The following is a 17488-nucleotide window of genomic DNA, read 5'->3' as shown; positions in this document are numbered from 1 at the left end:
GAGGTTGCCAACGCGTTACCTGACGGTGGCGAATCGAGACTCGAAAGTACTGGCCAAAAGATCGTTCACGAAACATCATGGACTCACTGGGCAACGCCGCCCAGGGCGCCGGCTCGGGGTTGTCGACGTGTGGGGAGGCTCCTATGTCCGCTGTACCTTCGGACGAAGTCTTCGAAGTTCCTGCTGCTGCCTCTCCCCTCCACCTCGTCAGAGGATCGGCGCCGGGCCTGTTCTGGTACCTCACCGAGCCCACCCGCTGCGCCCTCGACGTCGGCGAGTTCGTCGCCACCCGTTCGATGCTGCGCGGTGCGCCTTCCGGTGACGGCCACCCGGTCCTCGTGTTCCCCGGCCTCGGCGCCGCGGACTCCTCCACGGTGATGCTGCGCCGGTTCCTGTCCGGTTTGGGCTACGACGTGCACCGGTGGGGCCTGGGCCGCAACATCGGGCCGACGCGCAAGGCCGTCGACGGCATGCACGCCTTGGTCAAGAAGGTCTCCGACGCCCACGGCGGGCCGGTGTCGATCGTCGGCTGGTCGCTCGGCGGGATCTTCGCGCGCGAGATGGCGCGCGACCACCCGCACCGCGTGCGCCAGGTGATCACGCTCGGATCGCCGTACAACATGAGCGATCCCGTGCAGTCACGGGCGATGCCGGCCTTCGCGTTGTTCTCGCGCCTGCACATCCCGCGCGACGAGTTCCCGCCCCTGGAGTCGACGCGGCCGCCGATCCCGGTGCCCGCCACGTCGATCTTCTCCAAGACGGACGGGATCGTGTCGTGGGAGTCGTGCGTCGAGGAACCGGGACCGCGGCGCGAAAGCGTCCAGGTGTCGTCCTCGCACCTGGGCTACGGCTTCAACGCCACCGTTCTGTGGGTGGTGGCTGACCGGCTGGCGCAGGCGGAGGGCACGTGGGCACCCTTCGCCGCGCCGCCCGGCATGGCCCGCATGTACCCGCGGGCCGCCTGACACCTACTTCGTCATCGGCTTGCCGTTCGCCGTGACGTTGGTGAACTTCAGGCCGTCGACGTTCTTGACGGTGTTGGTGGTGGAGCCGACACCGTTGAACTTGCTGTCGCGCACTTCCAGGCCCTTGACGTGTTCCTGTGCGAGACCGGACACGTCGAGGACCTTGGAAGCCTTGGTGCAGCTGGAGTTCGAGACGGAGAACGGGCCGAACTTCGGCACGTTGCTGCCCGTCTGCGAGTTGTAGGTCGTGGTGACGTAGACGAAGGCGCGCCCGAACGTGCCGGAGACGCTGTCCAGGTTGATGTTCTGCGAGAAGCCGCCGCGTTTGGTGTTGGACTTGACGTACAGCGCGAACTTGGTGGCGTTGACGCAGTTCAGCTTGTAGCCGTAGACGTTGCGGATGCCGCCGGTCTGCTCGGAGCCGCACGTGATGGCGCCCCAGTTGCCGTTCATGCGGCAGTTGACGACGACGATGTTCTGGCACGGCACGTTGATCCGCCTGCCGTCCTCGTCGCGGCCCGACTTGATGGCCACGTTGTCGTCGTGCGCGCCGAGATCGCTGTTGGAGATCACGACGTGATCGCACGACTCGGGGTCGCATGCGTCCGTGTTGTTGGCGGCCGTCGACGGGTCGGTGTGCACGTCGTCGACCGTGACGTTCTTGCAGAGCGTGGGGTGGATCTGCCAGAACTTGGGGTTCTTCAGGGTGATTCCCTGGATCAGCACGGTGTCGCAGTCGTAGGGCTCGACGAACGTGGAGCGCATGTTCTTGCCGGAACCGGGAACCACGCGCTTCTCCGGCGGGGTTCCCTTGGCCACCAACGACTCCAGGTACGAACGGTCGCTGCCCTTGTTCCAGCTCCCGGTGGCGCCCGCGTCGAGCGTGCCCTTGCCGGTGAGCGCGATGTTGGTCTGCCGGTGGGCGTAGATCATGGGGGAGCGATTCATGCACTCGATGCCCTCGTAACGCGTGAGCACGGTCGGGAACTTCGAGGCGTCACCGGAGAACTTGAGCAGCACGCCGTCCTCCAGGTGGAAGTCGACGTTGCTCAGCAGGTGGATCGCGCCTGTCACGTAGGTTCCGCGAGGCACGATCACGTGGCCGCCGCCCGCCGCGTTGCAGGCGGCGATGGCCTTCTTGAACGCTTCGGTGTTGTCGGTCTTGTTGTCGCCCTTGGCGCCGTACGCGGTCGCGTCGAAGTTCTTGTCGGGGAACGACGGGAGCTTCGTGTTCCGCACGATCTCGGTGGCGGCCGGCCAGGGCAGGTCGGGCACCGCGACCGCGGTCCTGGTGAGCGCGGGCGTGGCGATCGCGGCCACGACGGTGGACTTCATCAGCAGCCGACGGGTGATCCTGCCGTCCATTCGACGTCCTCTTCCTCGGAGGCGAACGGCGGCGTTGCTGAAAAACTGTAAACGTTTTCGGCGAGCCTCACAACAGGCGGAACGCGGCGAGGGCGAGCTTGGCGCGGGCCAGGTCGGTGACGTCGAGGACCTTGCCGATCTGCTCCAGGCGGCGGGAGACGCTGCTGTGGTGCAGGTGCAGCAGGTCGGCGGCGCGGCGCAGCGATCCGGTGGCGCAGTAGGCGTCCAGGGTGTCGAGGTCTTCGGCGGACAGCGCGGCGACCGCGGTGACGTCGGCGTTGGCGCGCAGGGTTTCGGCGGGCACGTGGGCCAGGAGGGCGAGGGCGCCGAGGTCGGGGTGGTGGACGACGGGGGTGCGGGTGGTGGTGAAGCGCAGCGCGGTCTGGGCTTCGGACCAGGCGCGGGCGGGGTGGGGGTCGGAGCCGATGCCGGCGTGGACGCCGGGTGGGAAGTCGCCGAGACGCGTGGCGAGCAGGATTCCTGTTCCGTCGACGAGAGCTGCCTTCACAAGGTGCCCCGGACACACCACAGCCGCCACTCGGTCCAACGCGAGGTCCGAGCTCACCGCCACCACCTGCACCCGCTGGCCCGGCGCGAACCCCAGCAGCCGCAACGCCCGTGCGCGTCCCGCCTCGTCGCTGCCGGCGCTCACCACCAGCTCGACCAGCGCCGGGTCGGCCATCGTCGTCCGGGCCGGTCCGTAGCGCTCCACGACGGCCGCCGCCGCGAGCGCGAGCCGGTCCAGCACCACCTCGTCGAGCGGGCCCGCGCCGGCGCGTTCCAGCCAGACCTCGCCGATCTCCTCCTCGTCCAGCAGGATCGGACTCCGCGACGACACCACCGCCTCACCGCCCGCCGGCGTGCCGCCCGGCGACATGCGGATCACCTGACCCGTGCTGTGCAGGCGGATGCCCGCCACGGACTCCGCCAGGCCCGCCGACGCCCGTGCCAGGGCGGGGAGGTCGACGCGGCGGCGCATCAGGGTGTCGTAGAACATCACGACTCTGATCGCGCCCTCGACGTGCGAGTCCAGGTTCGACAGCCGGGTCGCCAAGGCCTCCATGCCGCGACCATAGCGACGAATGGCGCGCCATGACCCCGGATCGTGCGACAGGCGTCGGCTGAAGCAGGGCCTGAAGATCGTGAAGATGGTCGGCATGGATCCCGAGTTGGAAGCGTTCATCCCGTTCTTCCCGAAGGCCGAGCTGACCGACGTGGTGAAGGAACGGGCGTTCCTGGCCGAGCTCGCGGGCGGCATCCCCGCGGAGACGGACGGGATGGAGGTCGAGGACCGGCTGGTGCCCGGCGACCCCGACGTGCCGGTGCGGATCTACCGGCCGCACGACGCGCACGGCACGGTCGTCTGGATGCACGGCGGTGGCTGGTGCATCGGTGACGTGGAGACCGAACACCCGTGGGCGTCCCGAGTCGCCGCACGGTCGCAGGCGACGGTGATCTCCGTGGGCTACCGGCTGGCGCCCGAGAACCCGTTCCCCGCCGCGCTCGACGACGCGTGGACGGTGCTGCTGTGGGCGCACGAGAACGCCGACGACCCGGACCTCCTCGCCGTCGCCGGGCACAGCGCGGGCGGCGGGCTGGCGGCGGCGCTGGCACTCAAAGCCCGCGACGAGCAGGGGCCGCCCATCCGGTTCCAGCTGCTGCACCAGCCGGGTCTCGACGACCGGCTCACGACGTGGTCGGCGCGGCACTTCACCGACACGCCCTGGTACACCCGCGCCAAGGCGGTCCAGGCGTGGGCGCACTACCTGGGCGGGCAGCCCGCCACGCCGTACGCGGCACCGGCACGCGCCGAGGACCTGTCCGACCTGCCGCCCGCGTACATCGCGAGCGCCGAGTTCTGCCCGAACCGCGACGAGGACATCGCCTACGCGACCAGGCTCATGCAGTCGGACGTGCAGGTCGAGCTGCACCAGTGGCCGGGCACTTTCCACGGCTCACAAGCGCTCTTGTCCGCCGACGTGTCGCAACGCCAGTTCGCCGAGATCGGCGCCGTGCTGAGGAGGGCGTTCGCGTGAAGGCCGAACTGGAGGCGATTCACCGGGCGGGAGTTCCCGGTGTGTGGGCGGAAGTGCGGGAGAACGGCGAGGTGTGGCGTGGCGCCGCGGGCGACGTCACGCCGGACGTGCGGCACCGGATCGGCAGTGTCACCAAGACGTTCACCGCCGCCGCGATCATGCAGCTGGTGGAACGCGGCAAGATCGGGCTGGACACGCCGGTGCACGGCGACGCCACGGTCCGCACGCTCCTGAACATGACGAGCGGCCTGGCCGACTACCGGTTCCTCGCCTTCCCGTCGCTGCTGGAGGGATCGTCGCAAAGCCTGGAGGACAACCAGTTCCGGCACTTCTACCCGCGAGAGCTGATCAAGCTGGGCGTCGACGCGCCCGCGGTCCCACCGGGCACCTACTCCAACACCGGGTACCTGTTGCTGGGCAGGCTGATCGAGAAGGTCACCGGCATGACGGCCGAGCGGTGGATCACGCGCCACGTCATCGAACGCGCCGGGCTGCACAACACCATGTTCCCCACCGGAACGCGCATCGAGGGGCCGCACCCGCCGATGTACGAGGCGTTGTTCGGGTTGCTGGACCCGCCGCGCGACTACAGCGTCTACGACATGTCGTGGGTCGGCGTGTCGGCCTCGCTGATCTCGACCGTGGAGGACCTCAACCTGTTCTTCTCCGCGCTGCTCGACGGCAAGGTCGTGTCCCGGAAGTCGTTGGCGGAGATGCAGAAGACGAGGCCGGTGGTCGCTTTCGACGGTTCGACCGTCGAGTACGGGCTCGGGTTGCACCGGCACGGGGAGTTCTGGGGGCACGACGGTTCGGTGTGGGGCGCGGGCACGTGGTCGTTCCACAGCGCGGACGGCAGGCGGCAGGTGACGCTCGCGGTCAACCTCCAGCGGTGGCACGACCCGGCGATCGACGAGGCGCTGAAAGCCTTCCAGCTCAAGGCGACTCAGCTGTAGATCGTGACCGTGAGACGCGGGGTCGAACGGAAGTCGGTGGACTCGTACGACACCCGCGCCAGCGGCATCGCGCCCGCCGCCGCGGTCAGCGTCGTCTCGATCTCGTTGCGCTCGTCCTCGGTCAGGTACGCCCAGAACGAGCTGTGCCAGATCACCGTGTACGTACCGGGTTCGACCGGCGGCACGAGGTTCTCGCGCAGCCACCGGCCAGCGGGGGAGCGTTCGACCTTCACCCCGACCTCGGCCGCGAGCTCGATGGCGTCGTCGAGGTCCCACCGCAGCGAGTCGTGTTCCGGCGGGATGAACGAGTGCAGGATCATCGCGTGCCTGGGGTCGGCCGGGTCGCGCGGCTGCAGGTCGCAGCCCAAGCGGTCGACGATCTCGAGCTTCGGCGGGCGCGGTCCGGCGGCGGCCAGGCGCACCGGCGAGTCCTTGTCGCCCCACTCCCAGCCGAGGCCGAACCAGCGGTAGTGGTCGAGGATCAGGTTGAGGCCCGCGCACGCGCCCAGTTCGAGCAGCCGGACCTTCGGCGCGCCGATCATCGTCAGGCCGCGCAACAGGAACCCGGCCGTCTTCGGCTGGTGCTGCTGCACCGTGCGGTCCAGTGCCGCCAGGATCTCGCCGGGGTTCTCGACAATCGCGCGCTTGGCCGCGAGCCACGCGAGCAGCGCCGCCGAGTCGGAGTCGCCGGCCATCGCGGCGGCGTGCGCGCTGGCGAAGCGCTGGCTCAGTTCCGGCGCCTTGCCCGACAGCATCAGCAACCGCACCCCGGCCAGTGCCTGGATGCCGAACAACGGGCTGTGCACGGCGCTGTGCGAGCAGATCAGGTCGGCCACCGGGCCGCCGCGGTCGAGTTCGCTCGCGAGCTCCGAGAGGATGCGCGCCGAGACCGGCGCACTGGTGCGCAACCGCACCGCGAACGTGCGCAGTGTCGAGGCGCCGATGCCTGCCGCGGTCACGTGCCCTCCCGTCTCCGGCAGGGGACTTTACAAGGCGGACGGTCGGTATCGTGCGGCCTGTGAGCGAGTTCCTGGAGCTGTCCGCGGCCGGTCCGGTCGCCACGTTGACGATCAACCGGCCGGCCAAGCGCAACGCGATGAGCTACGAGATGTGGTCGGCGCTGCCGGGCATCATGGATCGCGTTTCCGCTGATGAGAGCCTCAGGGTGCTCGTCATCCGGGGCGGTGGGCACTTCTCCGCCGGTGCCGACATCGCCGAGTTCTCGACGTTGCGCAGGGGCCCGGAAGGCGCAGCGCACTACGGCGAAGCTGTCCACAACGGAGAGCGCGCGATCGCACAACTGGACAAACCGACGATCGCCGCGATCTCCGGTTTCTGCGTCGGCGGCGGGTGTGAGATCGCCCTCGCCTGCGACATCCGGGTGGCGGCGGCGGACGCGCGGTTCGGCATCACGCCCGCGAAGCTCGGCATCGTCTACAACTTCACGTCCACCAAGGCGCTCGTGGACGCGGTCGGGCCCGCGTGGGCGAAGCAGATCCTGTTCTCGGCCGACCTGATCGACTCCGCGACGGCGTTGCGGATCGGTCTGGTCAACGAGGTCGTGGAGTCGCTCGACGCCCGCGTGAAGGAGCTGTCCGAACAGATCGCGGGGCGCGCGCAGGTCAGCGTGCGGGGCGCCAAGAAGATCATCAACTCGATCATCGACGGCGGGCACGAGGACGACTTCGTGCGGGCGCTGTACGCGGAGGCCGCCTCCAGTGCCGACTACGCGGAAGGCGTGTCGGCGTTCCTGGAGAAGCGGCCTCCGCGGTTCTAGAAGATTTCAGCTTCGATCGTGGTGTCGGGGCCGTGGCCCGTGTGCACCACGGTGTCGCCGGGGAGCGTCAGCAGCTTCTCCCTGATCGACTTCTCGATCGTCGGCCGGTCCGAGAACGACCGGCCCGTCGCGCCCGGCCCGCCCTGGAACAGCGTGTCACCCGTGAACACCGCGCCGAGCGACGGCACGTAGAAGCACACCGCGCCGGGTGAGTGGCCCGGCGTGTGCAGCACTTCAATCCGTTCGCCGGCGACGGTGATGACCTGGCCGTCCTCCAGCGACTGGTGCGGGATCACGCCGGTGTGGGTCAGCGACCACACCACGTGGTCCGCCTGGTGCAGGGCGAGCGGCGCGCCCGTGGCGTGGGCCAGGTCCGGCGCGACGCGGACGTGGTCGTCGTGGGCGTGCGTCAGCAGGATCGCCACCACGCGACGGCCGTCCACGACCTTGAGGATCGCGTCGACGTCGTGCGGTGCGTCGATGACGACGCACTCCGAGGAGTCCCCGACGACCCAGACGTTGTTGTCCACGTCGAAGGTCTCACCGTCCAGCGAGAACGTGCCGGACGTGACGGTGTGGTCAACGCGCAACGACATCAGAAGACCACGACCGATCGCAGCACCTCGCCGTGGTGCATCTTCTCGAACGCCGCTTCCACGCCGTCCAGCGGGATCTCCTCGCTGACGAACGCGTCGAGGTCGAAGCGGCCCTGCTGGTACAGGTCGACGAGCATCGGGAAGTCCCGCGAGGGCAGGCAGTCGCCGTACCACGAGGACTTCAGCGCACCGCCGCGCGAGAAGAAGTCGATCAACGGCATCTCGAGCTTCATGTCCGGCGTCGGAACACCCACCAGGACCACGGTTCCGGCGAGGTCGCGGGCGTAGAAGGCCTGCTTCCACGTCTCCGGGCGGCCGACCGCGTCGATCACGACGTCCGCGCCGAACGAGTCGGTCAGCCGCTGGATCTCGGTGATCACGTCGTCGACGTCGCGGACGTTGATGGTGTGCGTGGCGCCGAAACCCTTGGCCCACTCCAGCTTCCGCGGGTCGGTGTCCACCGCGATGATCTTCGCGGCACCGGCGATGCGGGCGCCCGCGATGGCGCCGTCACCGACACCGCCGCAGCCGATCACGGCCACCGAGTCGCCACGGGTGACGCCACCGGTGTTGATCGCCGCGCCGACACCGGCCATCACGCCGCAGCCCAGCAGGCCGACGGCGGCCGCACGCGCGGACGGGTCGACCTTCGTGCACTGTCCCGAGTGGACGAGCGTCTTCTCGACGAACGCGCCGATGCCCAGCGCCGGCGACAGCTTCGTGCCGTCGGTCAGCGTCATGGGCTGCGAGGCGTTGAACGTCGAGAAGCAGTACCAGGGCTTGCCACGACGGCACGCACGGCACGTGCCGCACACCGCGCGCCAGTTCAGCACCACGAAGTCGCCTGGCTCCAGGTCCTTCACGCCCTCGCCGACGGACTCCACGACACCCGCGGCCTCGTGGCCCAGCAGGAACGGGAACTCGTCGTTGATGCCGCCCTCGCGATAGTGCAGGTCGGTGTGGCAGACACCGCACGCCTGGACCTTCACCACGGCCTCGCCGGGTCCGGGATCGGGCACCAGCACCGAGGTCAGCTCGACGGGTTGACCTTTGCCACGGGCGACGATGCCCTTGACCTCTTGCGCCACTGCGACTCCGTTCTCACCTGATCAGGGTCGTGCCTTCGAACTCGCCGAGCTTCTCCCGGTAGAACTCAATCCCTACACCGTTGGGGTCGCGGATGTACAGGCTGTCCTCGACGCCCCGGTCCGGCCCCAGGTACTCGATCCCGGCGTCGTCCAGCTTGGCCTTGATCTCGTCGAACCGCTCGGGGGAGATGGACAGCGCGAGGTGCTGCACCGCGCCGATCGTCTCGGAGAACGGCGGGTGGTCGTGGCCAGGAAAGTCGAAGAACCCCAGCAGGTTCTTGCTGCCGAGGTCGAAGAAGAAGTGGCTGGAGCCGCGGTAGTCGCGGTTCTCCACCAGCTCCACGAGCGGGAAGCCGAGGAACTCCTGGTAGAAGCGGATCGTCTCCTCGACGTCCTTGCAGATCAACGCGATGTGGTGCACGCCCTGCGTAGGCGAGCCGCCGCGTTCGTCGAGCGGCTTCACGTACTGCTTGCGCAGCTCGTCGCGCTTGGCCCTGATGGCTTCGAGCTCCGCACCTTCTGGCTGTGGCATGCGAGCCAGAATAGTTGAGTGTTCAAGCGGTCGCTGAACTAACCGGCGACGCCCTCGAACTCCGTCGCGTGGTCCTCCCGCAGCAGCGTGGCCTGCAGATGTGCCACGCTCGCCGCGGGATCCAGGCGCGTGTCGGCCTCGACTCGCGCCAGCAGCAGATCCGCTGGCTGCGGGCCGAAGACCTTCAGCGACGTGACGTCGTGCAACCCGAACCCGTCCTCGACACCCCAGTTCGCGAGGTTCGCCGCGCTCATCAGGTGCTCCGCGTCGTCCAGCGTCGGCGCCGAGAAGTACAGCCGCCCGTGCAGGTAGACGCCGCGCGCTCCGCTGGGCGCGATGATCGTGACCGGCTTCGGGCTGCGGCAGGCCAGGAAGTGGAACGCGATCCCGCCTCCGCGCGTGCCGACCACCGTGGCCGCTGTCAGCCCGCTCCAGGTCACCGGGCGTTTCGCGAACGCCTCGGCCTGGCCCAGCAGGAACTCGCGGTACATGCGCGGGGTGAGGTCCTGCAGGTAGTTCCACATCCGGAAGACGTGGTGGTAGCCGAGCTTGGCGGCGAGCTCCAGCGCCGCGCGGAACGCGAGCCGGCCGGCGTAGGTGTGCTCGTCGCACGGCGGAATCCGCCCGGCGCAGAACAGGTACTCGCCGTCGTGGGCGTACGCGATCGCCTTGTGCTCACCGGATTCCACGCCCCGCGAGCTCGTCCAGACCTCCGCGAACTCGCGGCCTTCCTCGGCGAGGTGGACCGTCAGCTCCGGATGCCCGGCCCGCAGCACCGGGTTGAACGACGTGCCGGCGAACCGCACGACGCCCAGCCGCGCGCGAGCCGGGTCCTCCGGAACGGCGGTGAGCGGCTCGAACCTCGACGACAGCGCCCGAGCCCGCAGCTGACGAGTCATCGCCGGTCAGGTTAGGTCGCGAAACGACCGCCGTGAACCTGCGCGTCTCGTTTCGCGGCGCCGCTAGTCCTCTTCGTCGCCGGGCCACTCGCCGGTCAGCTTCTGGTAGCCCTTGGCGCCACCGCGGTCGATCGCGGCCTTCACCAGGCCGAAGATCGCGCCCTGCAACGCCGCGGCCACCAGCACCTCGGTCCACGCGCGGTTGCGCATCGTGGCGCTGGGCGCTTCCTTGTCGCCGGCCACGAGCTTCCAGATCTGGCCGAAGATCGCGGTGGCGAGGAAACCTCCCAGCGCGCCGAACAGCATTCCCAGCGGCCGGTACAAGAGCTTCATCGGTTCCTCCTGGAAATCGCCCAGATCGCCACGACGAGGGCGATCAGTGCCGCCGCGATCGCTCCGGGGTGACGGCGTGCCTTCTCTACCTGCTGCGCCACGGGATCCGGCAGCGACTCGATCGCCTGGTTCGTGGCGGCGGTCATCCGCACGACCGTCTCGTGCGCCTGCTCCTTCACGCGACCGGGCACGTCGACCTTGTGCGCCAACGCTTCCACGGTCTCGCCGAGCTCGCGGCGGGTGCGCTCGACGTCGCGTTGCAGCTGTTCCTTGGGGTCGCTCATCGGTGTGCGCTCTCCTTGATCGTCGCGATGTCACGCTGGACGTTGTCCATCGCCTGCCTGGGCACCGGGGGCGCGGCCTGCTTGACCTGGCCGCGGCCGACGAGCGCGAAGATGCCCGCGAACAGCAGAAGGGCGGCCGCGACGATCAACGCGGCCGCCCACGGCGGTACGACGAGGGCGAGCAGCAGGATCAGGCCGGCGACGACGCTCAGCCCGCCCCACCACGCGAACACGCCGGCCACGCCGAACATCCCGGCGCCGACACCGGCGTGCTTGCCCTTGTCCTTCAGCTCGACGACCGCGAGACGGATCTCATCGCGCGCGAGCCTGCTCACCTGCTCGGACAGCTGGTTCACCAGCTGAGCGGTCGACGTGTCGGTGTTCATGCAGGTCGATTACCCACCGTCGACCTGCGTCAATCAGCCCTGCTGCTGCGCCTCCGCGACCTTCGCGTGAACCTCTTCCATGTCCACCTTGCGAGCCTGCTCGATCAGGTCGTCCAAAGCGTTGCCCGGCAACGCACCCGGCTGCGAGAACAGCACGACACCTTCCCGCACGATCATCAGCGTCGGGATCGACCGGATGCCGAACGTGGCCGCCAGCTCCTGCTGCGCCTCGGTGTCGACCTTGCCGAAGGTGATGTCCTCGTTCTTCTCGGACGCGGCCTCGAACGTGGGCGCGAACGCGCGGCACGGACCGCACCACTCGGCCCAGAAGTCGACCAGGACGATGCCGGAGCCGCCGACCACGTCGTTGAAGTTCTCAGTGGTCAGCTCGACCGTCGCCATGTTGGTCCTCCTCGTTTTGCTGGGGCACCCCGTCCAACGAAGCAGCCGTCAACGGAATTCCCCAGGTGCCGCCGGTCACGCCGGATGAACGGCGCTTTTGTCCACCTGAGGTGAACGAAAGCGCCGTTCATCGTTTCAACTTTTTGTGGACGGCTTCAACGTATCGTTGTACGGTCCCCGCCATGATGCCGCGCCTGCTCGTGACCTCGCTGCTCGTACTGGGGCTCGCCGCCTGCGGGTCCACGTCTGACAGTCCTTCGCAGACGTCCACGCCTCCGTCGTCCGACCTCGGCTCGGTGAAGAAGGACGACAAGCTCGCCGCGATGCTGCCGCCCGAGATCGCGTCGGCCGGCACGTTGAAGGTCGGGTCGAACATCCAGAACCCGCCGAACAACTTCTACGACCAGGACGGCAAGACCCCGCTCGGGTCGGAGGTCGACCTGATCAAGGCGATCTCCGCCAAGCTCGGGCTCAGGGCCGAGCACAGCGACATGGCGTTCAGCTCGTTGATCACCAGCCTGGAGACCGGCCGTGTCGACGTGACGATGGCCGCGATGAACGACACCGCCGAGCGCCAGCAGAAGATCGACTTCGTCGACTACTTCACGTCCGGCATCACGATCATGGTGCAGAAGGGCAACCCGCAGGGCGTCAAGGAACCCGACGACCTGTGCGGGAAGGGCGTAGCGGTCAACCTCGGCAGCTCGCAGGAGCAGTTCGCCAAGGAGCAGAGCCAGAAGTGCCTCGACCGGGGCAAGCCCGAGGTGCAGCTCAGCGTCACCGACAGCGACACCGGCAACCAGAACCAGCTGCGCACCGGCCGGGTCGCCGCGATCCTCAACGACCTGCCGACCGCCGTGTACGTCGCCAAGACCGCCGGTGACGGCCAGTACTTCGAGGTCGTGCCGCTCGCGCCGATCAACGGTGGCCCGTACGGCATCGGCGTCGCGAAGAAGAACGCGAAGCTGTCCGAGGCGATCAGGGCGGCGCTGCAGTCGCTGATCGACGACGGCACCTACACCAAGATCCTCACCACGTGGGACATCAAGCAGGGTGCGATCACCAAGGCCGCGATCAATGGCAAGTGATCTCCGCCCAGATGATCTGAGGGATGATCTGGTCGTCGTGCCGTTGCGCCACCCATGGCGGTGGTTCAGCGGCGCGATGATCCTGCTGATCATCGCCGGTCTCGGCTGGGCGATGGCCGAGGCGCAGATCCAGTGGGAGGACGTGCCGGGGTTCTTCACGCACCCCGTGATGCTGGAAGGCCTGCTCAACACCATCGTGCTGGCCGTCTGCGCGCAGGGCGGCGCGATCGTGCTCGGGGTCGTGGTCGCGTTGATGCGGCTCTCGGCGAACCCCGTCGCGCGGTGGTTCGCGGTCGGCTACATCTGGTTGTTCCGCGGGCTGCCGGTGCTGCTGCAGATCCTGATCTGGTTCAACCTCGCGCTGGTGTTCAAGAACATCAGCATCCCGATGTTGTTCACCGTGCCCACCAACGTCGTGATGACCGCGTTCGTGGCGGCGTTGCTGGGTCTCGGCCTGAACGAGAGCGCCTACATGGCCGAGATCGTCCGCGCGGGCCTGACCAGCGTCGATCCCGGTCAGACCGAGGCGGCGAAGTCGATCGGCATGACCCCGCTGACGACGTTGCGCAGGGTTGTCCTGCCGCAGGCGATGCGGGTGATCATCCCACCGACCGGCAACAACTTCATCAACATGATCAAGGGCACCTCGATGGCGTCGGTGATCGCCTTCCTGGAGCTCATCCACGCCGCGAACAACATCTCCTCGCGCAACCTGGAGATCATGGAGACCCTGTTCGCCGCCGCGGCCTGGTACCTCGTGATGGTGTCCCTCGCGTCGATCGGGCAGCACTACCTGGAGCGTGCGTATGGCCCTCGTTGAGGCCGTGGGAGTCCGCAAGTCGTTCGGCCACACCGAGGTGCTGCGCGGTATCGACCTGGAGGTCGGGCGCGGTGAGGTCGTGTGCCTGCTCGGGCCGTCCGGTGCGGGCAAAAGCACCTTCTTGCGCTGTGTGAACCACCTGGAGACCATCGACGCCGGCCGGATCTGGGTCGACGGCGTGCCGGTCGGGTTCCGCGCGTCCGGCGGGAAGCTGTACGAGCTGCGCGAACACGAGGTGGCTTTTCAACGCCGTGAGGTCGGGATGGTGTTCCAGCGGTTCAACCTGTTCCCGCACCGCACGGCGCTGGAGAACGTCATGGAGGGCCCGGTCCAGGTGCTGCGGCGGGACCGCGCCGAGGTGCGCGCGGAGTCGCTGGCGCTGCTGGAACGGGTGGGTCTCGCGGAGAAGGCCTTGGCTTATCCGGCGCAGCTGTCCGGCGGCCAGCAGCAACGTGTTGCGATCGCCCGCGCGCTGGCGATGAAACCGAAGCTGATGCTGTTCGACGAGCCCACGTCCGCGTTGGACCCGGAGCTGGTCGGCGAGGTGCTCGACGTGATGACCTCGCTGGCCCGCGACGGCATGACGATGATCGTGGTCACTCACGAGATCGGTTTCGCCCGCTCGGTCGCCGACCGCGTGGTGTTCCTCGTCGACGGAGCGGTGGTGGAGACCGGCACACCGGCCGACGTGCTGGACAATCCGCAGCAGCCACGTACGCAACAGTTCCTCGCAAAGGTGCTCTGAGTTGATCGACGCCTCGTACCTCGCCCAGTTCCGCGAACCGGAGGGGTACCTCGACTTCGCCCGCTTCGGCCCGCCGTCGCTCCCGGTGGTCACGGCCACCTCGCGCCTGATGGACCAGGCCTCGCTCGCCGGTCCCTCCACAGTGGACACGCTGATGCGCGAGGAACAACGGGTGAAGGCCGCCGTCGCGCGGTTGTGCCGCACCGACACCGATCACGTGGCGCTGGTGCCGAACACGTCGATCGGCCTGTTCCAGGCGGCGTTCGGGCTGTCCGGCACGGTCATGTACAGCGCGGCGGAGTTCCCGTCCAACACCTACCCGTGGGTGCGGGCAGGCCTGCCGTCGGTGGTGCTGGACGGTCCGGTGACACGCGAGGCCGTTGCTGCGGAGCTGACTCCCGAGGTTTCCGCGTTGTCGGTGTCCGCTGTGGACTTCCGCACCGGCTACCGCGCGGACCTGGCGGCGTTGCGCGAGGTCGTCGGCGATCGGCTGCTGATCGTGGACGGCATCCAGGGCTTCGGCGTGGCCGACGAGCCGTGGGAGCTCGCCGACGTGTTGGTGGTCGGTGGCCAGAAGTGGTTGCGGGCGGGGTGGAGCACCGGTTTCGTCGTGTTGTCCGACCGTGCGCTGGAGCGGCTGTCGCCCGTGCTGTCGGGCTGGACGGGTGCTTTGGACGCCGGCCTGTTCGACAACGCCGTGCACGAGCCCGCTCCCGATGCCGCCGCGTGGAACATCACGAACCTTTCGCCGGTCGTGTCCGGGGCGTTCGCGGAGGCACTGGAACTGGTCGAGCTCGCGGGCGTCCCGGCTTTGGACACCGCGGTGGCGGAGATCGTCGCCGAGCTGGAGGAGATCGTGTTGTCGTGCGGCGGCGAGATCGTCTCCGCGCGCGACCGGCGGGCGGGAATCCTGGCGTTCACGATGTCCGAAGCCGCTTCCGTGGTGGGGGAGACGTTGAACGCTTTCGGTGTGACGGCGACCGTTCGGCCGGAGCACGTCCGGTTGTCCCCGCACGCCACGACGTCGCGCGGGACTCTCGAACGGGTCCGCGCCGCCCTGAAGTCGTTGTCCGGGACCGCTTCCTCGCCGGTGCCGGCGGCGTTGTCGGCGCTGGTGCCGACGGTGGACTCGCTCGCCTCGGCGCTCGGCCCGGACACCGAGGTCGTGGTGCACGACCTGTCCCGGTTGCCGAACTCCATCATCGCGATCGCTGGCTCGCTGACCGGCCGCCAGGTGGGCGGGCCGATGACGGACCTGTTGCTGGGCCTGGTTCGGCGCGGCACGACCACGGACATGCCGGGCTACGAGACGTATGCGCCGGACGGGCGCGCGATCTGGTCGTCGACGACGTTCGTGCGCGACGCGTCCGGGGTCGCCGTGGGTTGCTTGTGCGTCAACAAGCTCGCGGCGCACGAGGCGTCCGGGCCGGTGGAGTCCTTCCCCCAGGACGTGGACACGTTGCAGCGGGTGCTGGTGGAGAAGGCGATCGCGGACGTCGGCGTGCCCGTCGAGCTGATGAAGAAGGTGCACAAGTCGCAGGTCGTGCGGGTGCTGGACGAGGCCGGGTTCTTCCTGATCCGCGACTCGGTCGACCACCTGGCGGGTGTCCTGGAGGTCACCCGGTACACGATCTACAACTACCTCAACGAGAACCGGGGTACCTGATCACCCTCGCCGCGGTTACAACCTCCAGCTCTACTCGTGTGCCGCCGATCCGACGCACCAGCACGTCACCAACATGCAGTAAGCGGATTCGTTCGGGCGTGAAGGGTTCTTGCAACTTTCGTCTTCCTTTCTGTGCGACACGGAATAAGCTCATTGCGCCAGTAGGCGGTTGTTGGGCTGAAATCGACTCGTTACCGTGCTGTACTGGCTGGCGAGTGCCAGTGTGAAATCAGTTCCTGAGGGGGGAACAATGATATTCGCCCGAAGATCGATCATTGGCGTTTTCTCCGGACTGACGCTTGTCGCGTCAATAGCGGTCGCCGTTCCGGCGAATGCCGAATCTGCGGCGAAAGCGGACTCGATCGTCGGCTCGTCCGCAGTCGTGTGGGACGAGGGCGCTCGCGCCGAGCGCAAGGTTTCCTCCGCCGAAGCCCAGCGGATCGTCAGCGAGTACTGGACGCCGGAACGGATCGCCGCGGCCAAGCCCGCCGTAGCCACCGCCGGCCCGAGGAACACTGACGCGAAGACGTCGGCTCAGGCTCCGGCAGGGAAAGCCGGGACCGGCTCCGTCCCGGAGGCACCGTCGGTGACGGGCGGCCCGTCGACCCAGGACGCCTGGTTCTCCTACACCACCGGCAAGATCTACTTCGTCGACCCGAGGAACAACGGCGGCTACCAGTGCTCCGGCAGTGCCGTGAACAGCGCCTCCAAGAGCCTCGTCGTCACCGCTGGCCACTGCGCGGTCGTGGGTGGCGGCAACGGCCAGGTCATGCGGAACTGGGTCTTCATCCCGGGCTACCAGAACGGCTCCGAGCCGCGTGGACGGTTCGCCGCCTACTGGTTCCACTACTCCACCGGCTGGTCGGTCCGCAACGACTGGCAGCGCGACTTCGCGTGGGTGGTGACCTACGCCAACAGCTCCGGCCAGAAGGTGGTCAACGCGGCGGGCGGCCACGGCTTCCGGTACAACGGCAGCTACAGCCGTTACGTGCACGTCGCCGGCTACCCGGGAAACCGTGACAACGGTCAGGTGCAGTGGTACTGCTGGGGAACGACCGACCGGTGGCCGGGCGCGAATGCCTATCGACTCGGCTGCAATTTCGGCGGCGGTGCCAGTGGTGGACCGTGGCTTGAGGACTACCAGCCCAACGGCCTCGGTTACGTCATCAGTGCGACCCAGGGACTTCTGGACGGAAACAATTCCGGGCCGTATTATGACAGTCACGTGAATGACGTCTTCAACAACGCGAAGAACCAGACTCCGTAAGGAGGCTCCATGAGCACCCGCACGGTTGTGGTGGTGGCGTTGGTCGCGGCGACTGTCGTGGTGGGCGCCTCCGTGATCGCCGGGTTGCGGGGCTCGGGTGGACCGGCCGCGCCTGCCGGTCCGGAAGTGGCCGACGGGCCGGCGGAGCACACCGACCCGGACTACTGGACCGAGGAACGCATGCGTGACGCGAAGCCGGTCCCGATGCCGCAACCGCCTGCGGGCGGCTGAGAGCGCAGCGAAGTACGAGCGAGGCCCATCCCCGCCGCAGGGGGTGGGCCTCCGT

The 17488-nt window shown here is 68.3% G+C and carries 21 protein-coding genes; 10 read left to right on the top strand and 11 right to left on the bottom strand.

Translation table 11 applies throughout. From position 1 onward, the window contains the following. Positions 1-143 precede the first annotated feature (143 nt). Positions 144-965 carry an esterase/lipase family protein gene (locus tag ACFOWZ_RS30725; protein WP_382377403.1) on the top strand — a complete coding sequence of 274 codons (822 nt, stop codon included), beginning with the start codon at positions 144-146 and terminating at the stop codon, positions 963-965. A 3-nt stretch (positions 966-968) separates the two neighbouring features. Here ACFOWZ_RS30725 and ACFOWZ_RS30720 read toward each other — a convergent pair whose 3' ends face one another. Further along, entirely contained in the window at positions 969-2330 is a 1362-nt protein-coding gene (locus ACFOWZ_RS30720) for a glycoside hydrolase family 28 protein (protein ID WP_382377402.1), read from the bottom strand. 67 nt (positions 2331-2397) lie between these two features. Continuing rightward, positions 2398-3393, bottom strand: a complete 996-nt coding sequence (locus ACFOWZ_RS30715) for a helix-turn-helix domain-containing protein (protein WP_382377401.1) — start codon at positions 3391-3393, stop codon at positions 2398-2400. 94 nt (positions 3394-3487) lie between these two features. Between ACFOWZ_RS30715 and ACFOWZ_RS30710 the strand changes: the two genes are divergently transcribed. Next, on the top strand, positions 3488-4366 hold the full coding sequence (locus ACFOWZ_RS30710) for an alpha/beta hydrolase (protein WP_382377400.1): 879 nt from the start codon (positions 3488-3490) through the stop codon (positions 4364-4366). Continuing rightward, positions 4363-5319, top strand: a complete 957-nt coding sequence (locus ACFOWZ_RS30705; protein WP_382377399.1) for a serine hydrolase domain-containing protein — start codon at positions 4363-4365, stop codon at positions 5317-5319. The genes ACFOWZ_RS30710 and ACFOWZ_RS30705 overlap by 4 nt, the downstream gene beginning before the upstream one ends. Here the strand turns inward: ACFOWZ_RS30705 and ACFOWZ_RS30700 are convergent. Beyond that, positions 5310-6278: a DUF2332 family protein gene (locus tag ACFOWZ_RS30700; RefSeq protein WP_382377398.1), complete on the bottom strand. Its 969-nt coding sequence runs from the start codon at positions 6276-6278 to the stop codon at positions 5310-5312. The genes ACFOWZ_RS30705 and ACFOWZ_RS30700 overlap by 10 nt on opposite strands. A 59-nt stretch (positions 6279-6337) precedes the next feature. On the opposite strand from ACFOWZ_RS30700, the gene ACFOWZ_RS30695 reads away from it, so the two are divergent. Next, entirely contained in the window at positions 6338-7096 is a 759-nt protein-coding gene (locus tag ACFOWZ_RS30695; protein ID WP_382377396.1) for an enoyl-CoA hydratase/isomerase family protein, read from the top strand. Here ACFOWZ_RS30695 and ACFOWZ_RS30690 read toward each other — a convergent pair. From ACFOWZ_RS30690 to trxA, 8 genes are all read right to left on the bottom strand, one after another. Further along, entirely contained in the window at positions 7093-7692 is a 600-nt protein-coding gene (locus tag ACFOWZ_RS30690; RefSeq protein WP_382377395.1) for an MBL fold metallo-hydrolase, read from the bottom strand. The two genes, ACFOWZ_RS30695 and ACFOWZ_RS30690, sit on opposite strands and share 4 nt — an antisense overlap. Beyond that, the gene (locus ACFOWZ_RS30685) at positions 7692-8780 is read right to left on the bottom strand and encodes an S-(hydroxymethyl)mycothiol dehydrogenase (protein ID WP_382377393.1); all 1089 of its coding nucleotides are present in this window, start codon (positions 8778-8780) and stop codon (positions 7692-7694) included. Before ACFOWZ_RS30685 ends, ACFOWZ_RS30690 begins: the two co-directional genes overlap by 1 nt. Positions 8781-8793: 13 nt before the next feature. After that, positions 8794-9312, bottom strand: coding sequence for a VOC family protein (locus ACFOWZ_RS30680; RefSeq protein WP_030466460.1), 519 nt, complete (start codon positions 9310-9312; stop codon positions 8794-8796). Between the two features lie 38 nt (positions 9313-9350). Next, the gene (locus tag ACFOWZ_RS30675) at positions 9351-10211 is read right to left on the bottom strand and encodes a chorismate transformation enzyme, FkbO/Hyg5 family (RefSeq protein WP_382377392.1); all 861 of its coding nucleotides are present in this window, start codon (positions 10209-10211) and stop codon (positions 9351-9353) included. A 63-nt stretch (positions 10212-10274) separates the two neighbouring features. After that, positions 10275-10544, bottom strand: coding sequence for a DUF4235 domain-containing protein (locus tag ACFOWZ_RS30670; RefSeq protein ID WP_382377391.1), 270 nt, complete (start codon positions 10542-10544; stop codon positions 10275-10277). Further along, positions 10541-10828, bottom strand: a complete 288-nt coding sequence (locus ACFOWZ_RS30665; protein WP_382377390.1) for a DUF3618 domain-containing protein — start codon at positions 10826-10828, stop codon at positions 10541-10543. The genes ACFOWZ_RS30670 and ACFOWZ_RS30665 overlap by 4 nt, the downstream gene beginning before the upstream one ends. After that, entirely contained in the window at positions 10825-11214 is a 390-nt protein-coding gene (locus ACFOWZ_RS30660) for a phage holin family protein (protein ID WP_382377389.1), read from the bottom strand. Before ACFOWZ_RS30660 ends, ACFOWZ_RS30665 begins: the two co-directional genes overlap by 4 nt. A gap of 33 nt (positions 11215-11247) precedes the next feature. Further along, positions 11248-11616, bottom strand: coding sequence for a thioredoxin (trxA, locus tag ACFOWZ_RS30655; RefSeq protein WP_030466455.1), 369 nt, complete (start codon positions 11614-11616; stop codon positions 11248-11250). Between the two features lie 182 nt (positions 11617-11798). Between trxA and ACFOWZ_RS30650 the strand changes: the two genes are divergently transcribed. The 6 genes from ACFOWZ_RS30650 (at position 11799) to ACFOWZ_RS30625 (ending at position 17433) form a co-directional block, all read left to right on the top strand. Next, positions 11799-12704: an ABC transporter substrate-binding protein gene (locus ACFOWZ_RS30650; RefSeq protein WP_382377388.1), complete on the top strand. Its 906-nt coding sequence runs from the start codon at positions 11799-11801 to the stop codon at positions 12702-12704. After that, positions 12694-13524 (top strand): amino acid ABC transporter permease, encoded by an 831-nt coding sequence (locus ACFOWZ_RS30645; protein ID WP_382377387.1) that lies wholly within the window; start codon positions 12694-12696, stop codon positions 13522-13524. The genes ACFOWZ_RS30650 and ACFOWZ_RS30645 overlap by 11 nt, the downstream gene beginning before the upstream one ends. Next, entirely contained in the window at positions 13511-14269 is a 759-nt protein-coding gene (locus ACFOWZ_RS30640) for an amino acid ABC transporter ATP-binding protein (protein WP_382377386.1), read from the top strand. The genes ACFOWZ_RS30645 and ACFOWZ_RS30640 overlap by 14 nt, the downstream gene beginning before the upstream one ends. A 1-nt stretch (position 14270) precedes the next feature. Beyond that, a complete protein-coding gene (locus tag ACFOWZ_RS30635; protein WP_382377385.1) occupies positions 14271-15935 on the top strand; it encodes an aminotransferase class V-fold PLP-dependent enzyme in 1665 nt (554 codons plus the stop codon). A 196-nt stretch (positions 15936-16131) separates the two neighbouring features. Next, positions 16132-17202 (top strand): trypsin-like serine peptidase, encoded by a 1071-nt coding sequence (locus ACFOWZ_RS30630; RefSeq protein WP_382377384.1) that lies wholly within the window; start codon positions 16132-16134, stop codon positions 17200-17202. Between the two features lie 9 nt (positions 17203-17211). Continuing rightward, entirely contained in the window at positions 17212-17433 is a 222-nt protein-coding gene (locus tag ACFOWZ_RS30625) for a hypothetical protein (RefSeq protein WP_382377383.1), read from the top strand. The last annotated feature ends 55 nt before the right edge of the window (positions 17434-17488 follow it).

It is taken from the genome of Lentzea rhizosphaerae, assembly GCF_042649515.1.
In the GTDB taxonomy this organism is placed as follows: domain Bacteria; phylum Actinomycetota; class Actinomycetes; order Mycobacteriales; family Pseudonocardiaceae; genus Lentzea; species Lentzea aerocolonigenes.
This window is presented reverse-complemented; position numbering and strand designations above follow the sequence as displayed.

Excerpts from the sequence above, each read along its gene's own strand:
- ACFOWZ_RS30725 (WP_382377403.1), top strand. The coding sequence starts at position 144 with ATGTCCGCTGTACCTTCGGACGAAGTCTTCGAAGTTCCTGCTGCTGCC.
- ACFOWZ_RS30720 (WP_382377402.1), bottom strand. The coding sequence starts at position 2,330 with ATGGACGGCAGGATCACCCGTCGGCTGCTGATGAAGTCCACCGTCGTG.
- ACFOWZ_RS30715 (WP_382377401.1), bottom strand. The coding sequence starts at position 3,393 with ATGGAGGCCTTGGCGACCCGGCTGTCGAACCTGGACTCGCACGTCGAG.
- ACFOWZ_RS30710 (WP_382377400.1), top strand. The coding sequence starts at position 3,488 with ATGGATCCCGAGTTGGAAGCGTTCATCCCGTTCTTCCCGAAGGCCGAG.
- ACFOWZ_RS30690 (WP_382377395.1), bottom strand. The coding sequence starts at position 7,692 with ATGTCGTTGCGCGTTGACCACACCGTCACGTCCGGCACGTTCTCGCTG.
- ACFOWZ_RS30680 (WP_030466460.1), bottom strand. The coding sequence starts at position 9,312 with ATGCCACAGCCAGAAGGTGCGGAGCTCGAAGCCATCAGGGCCAAGCGC.
- ACFOWZ_RS30675 (WP_382377392.1), bottom strand. The coding sequence starts at position 10,211 with ATGACTCGTCAGCTGCGGGCTCGGGCGCTGTCGTCGAGGTTCGAGCCG.
- ACFOWZ_RS30670 (WP_382377391.1), bottom strand. The coding sequence starts at position 10,544 with ATGAAGCTCTTGTACCGGCCGCTGGGAATGCTGTTCGGCGCGCTGGGA.
- ACFOWZ_RS30665 (WP_382377390.1), bottom strand. The coding sequence starts at position 10,828 with ATGAGCGACCCCAAGGAACAGCTGCAACGCGACGTCGAGCGCACCCGC.
- ACFOWZ_RS30660 (WP_382377389.1), bottom strand. The coding sequence starts at position 11,214 with ATGAACACCGACACGTCGACCGCTCAGCTGGTGAACCAGCTGTCCGAG.
- trxA (WP_030466455.1), bottom strand. The coding sequence starts at position 11,616 with ATGGCGACGGTCGAGCTGACCACTGAGAACTTCAACGACGTGGTCGGC.
- ACFOWZ_RS30650 (WP_382377388.1), top strand. The coding sequence starts at position 11,799 with ATGATGCCGCGCCTGCTCGTGACCTCGCTGCTCGTACTGGGGCTCGCC.
- ACFOWZ_RS30645 (WP_382377387.1), top strand. The coding sequence starts at position 12,694 with ATGGCAAGTGATCTCCGCCCAGATGATCTGAGGGATGATCTGGTCGTC.
- ACFOWZ_RS30640 (WP_382377386.1), top strand. The coding sequence starts at position 13,511 with ATGGCCCTCGTTGAGGCCGTGGGAGTCCGCAAGTCGTTCGGCCACACC.
- ACFOWZ_RS30625 (WP_382377383.1), top strand. The coding sequence starts at position 17,212 with ATGAGCACCCGCACGGTTGTGGTGGTGGCGTTGGTCGCGGCGACTGTC.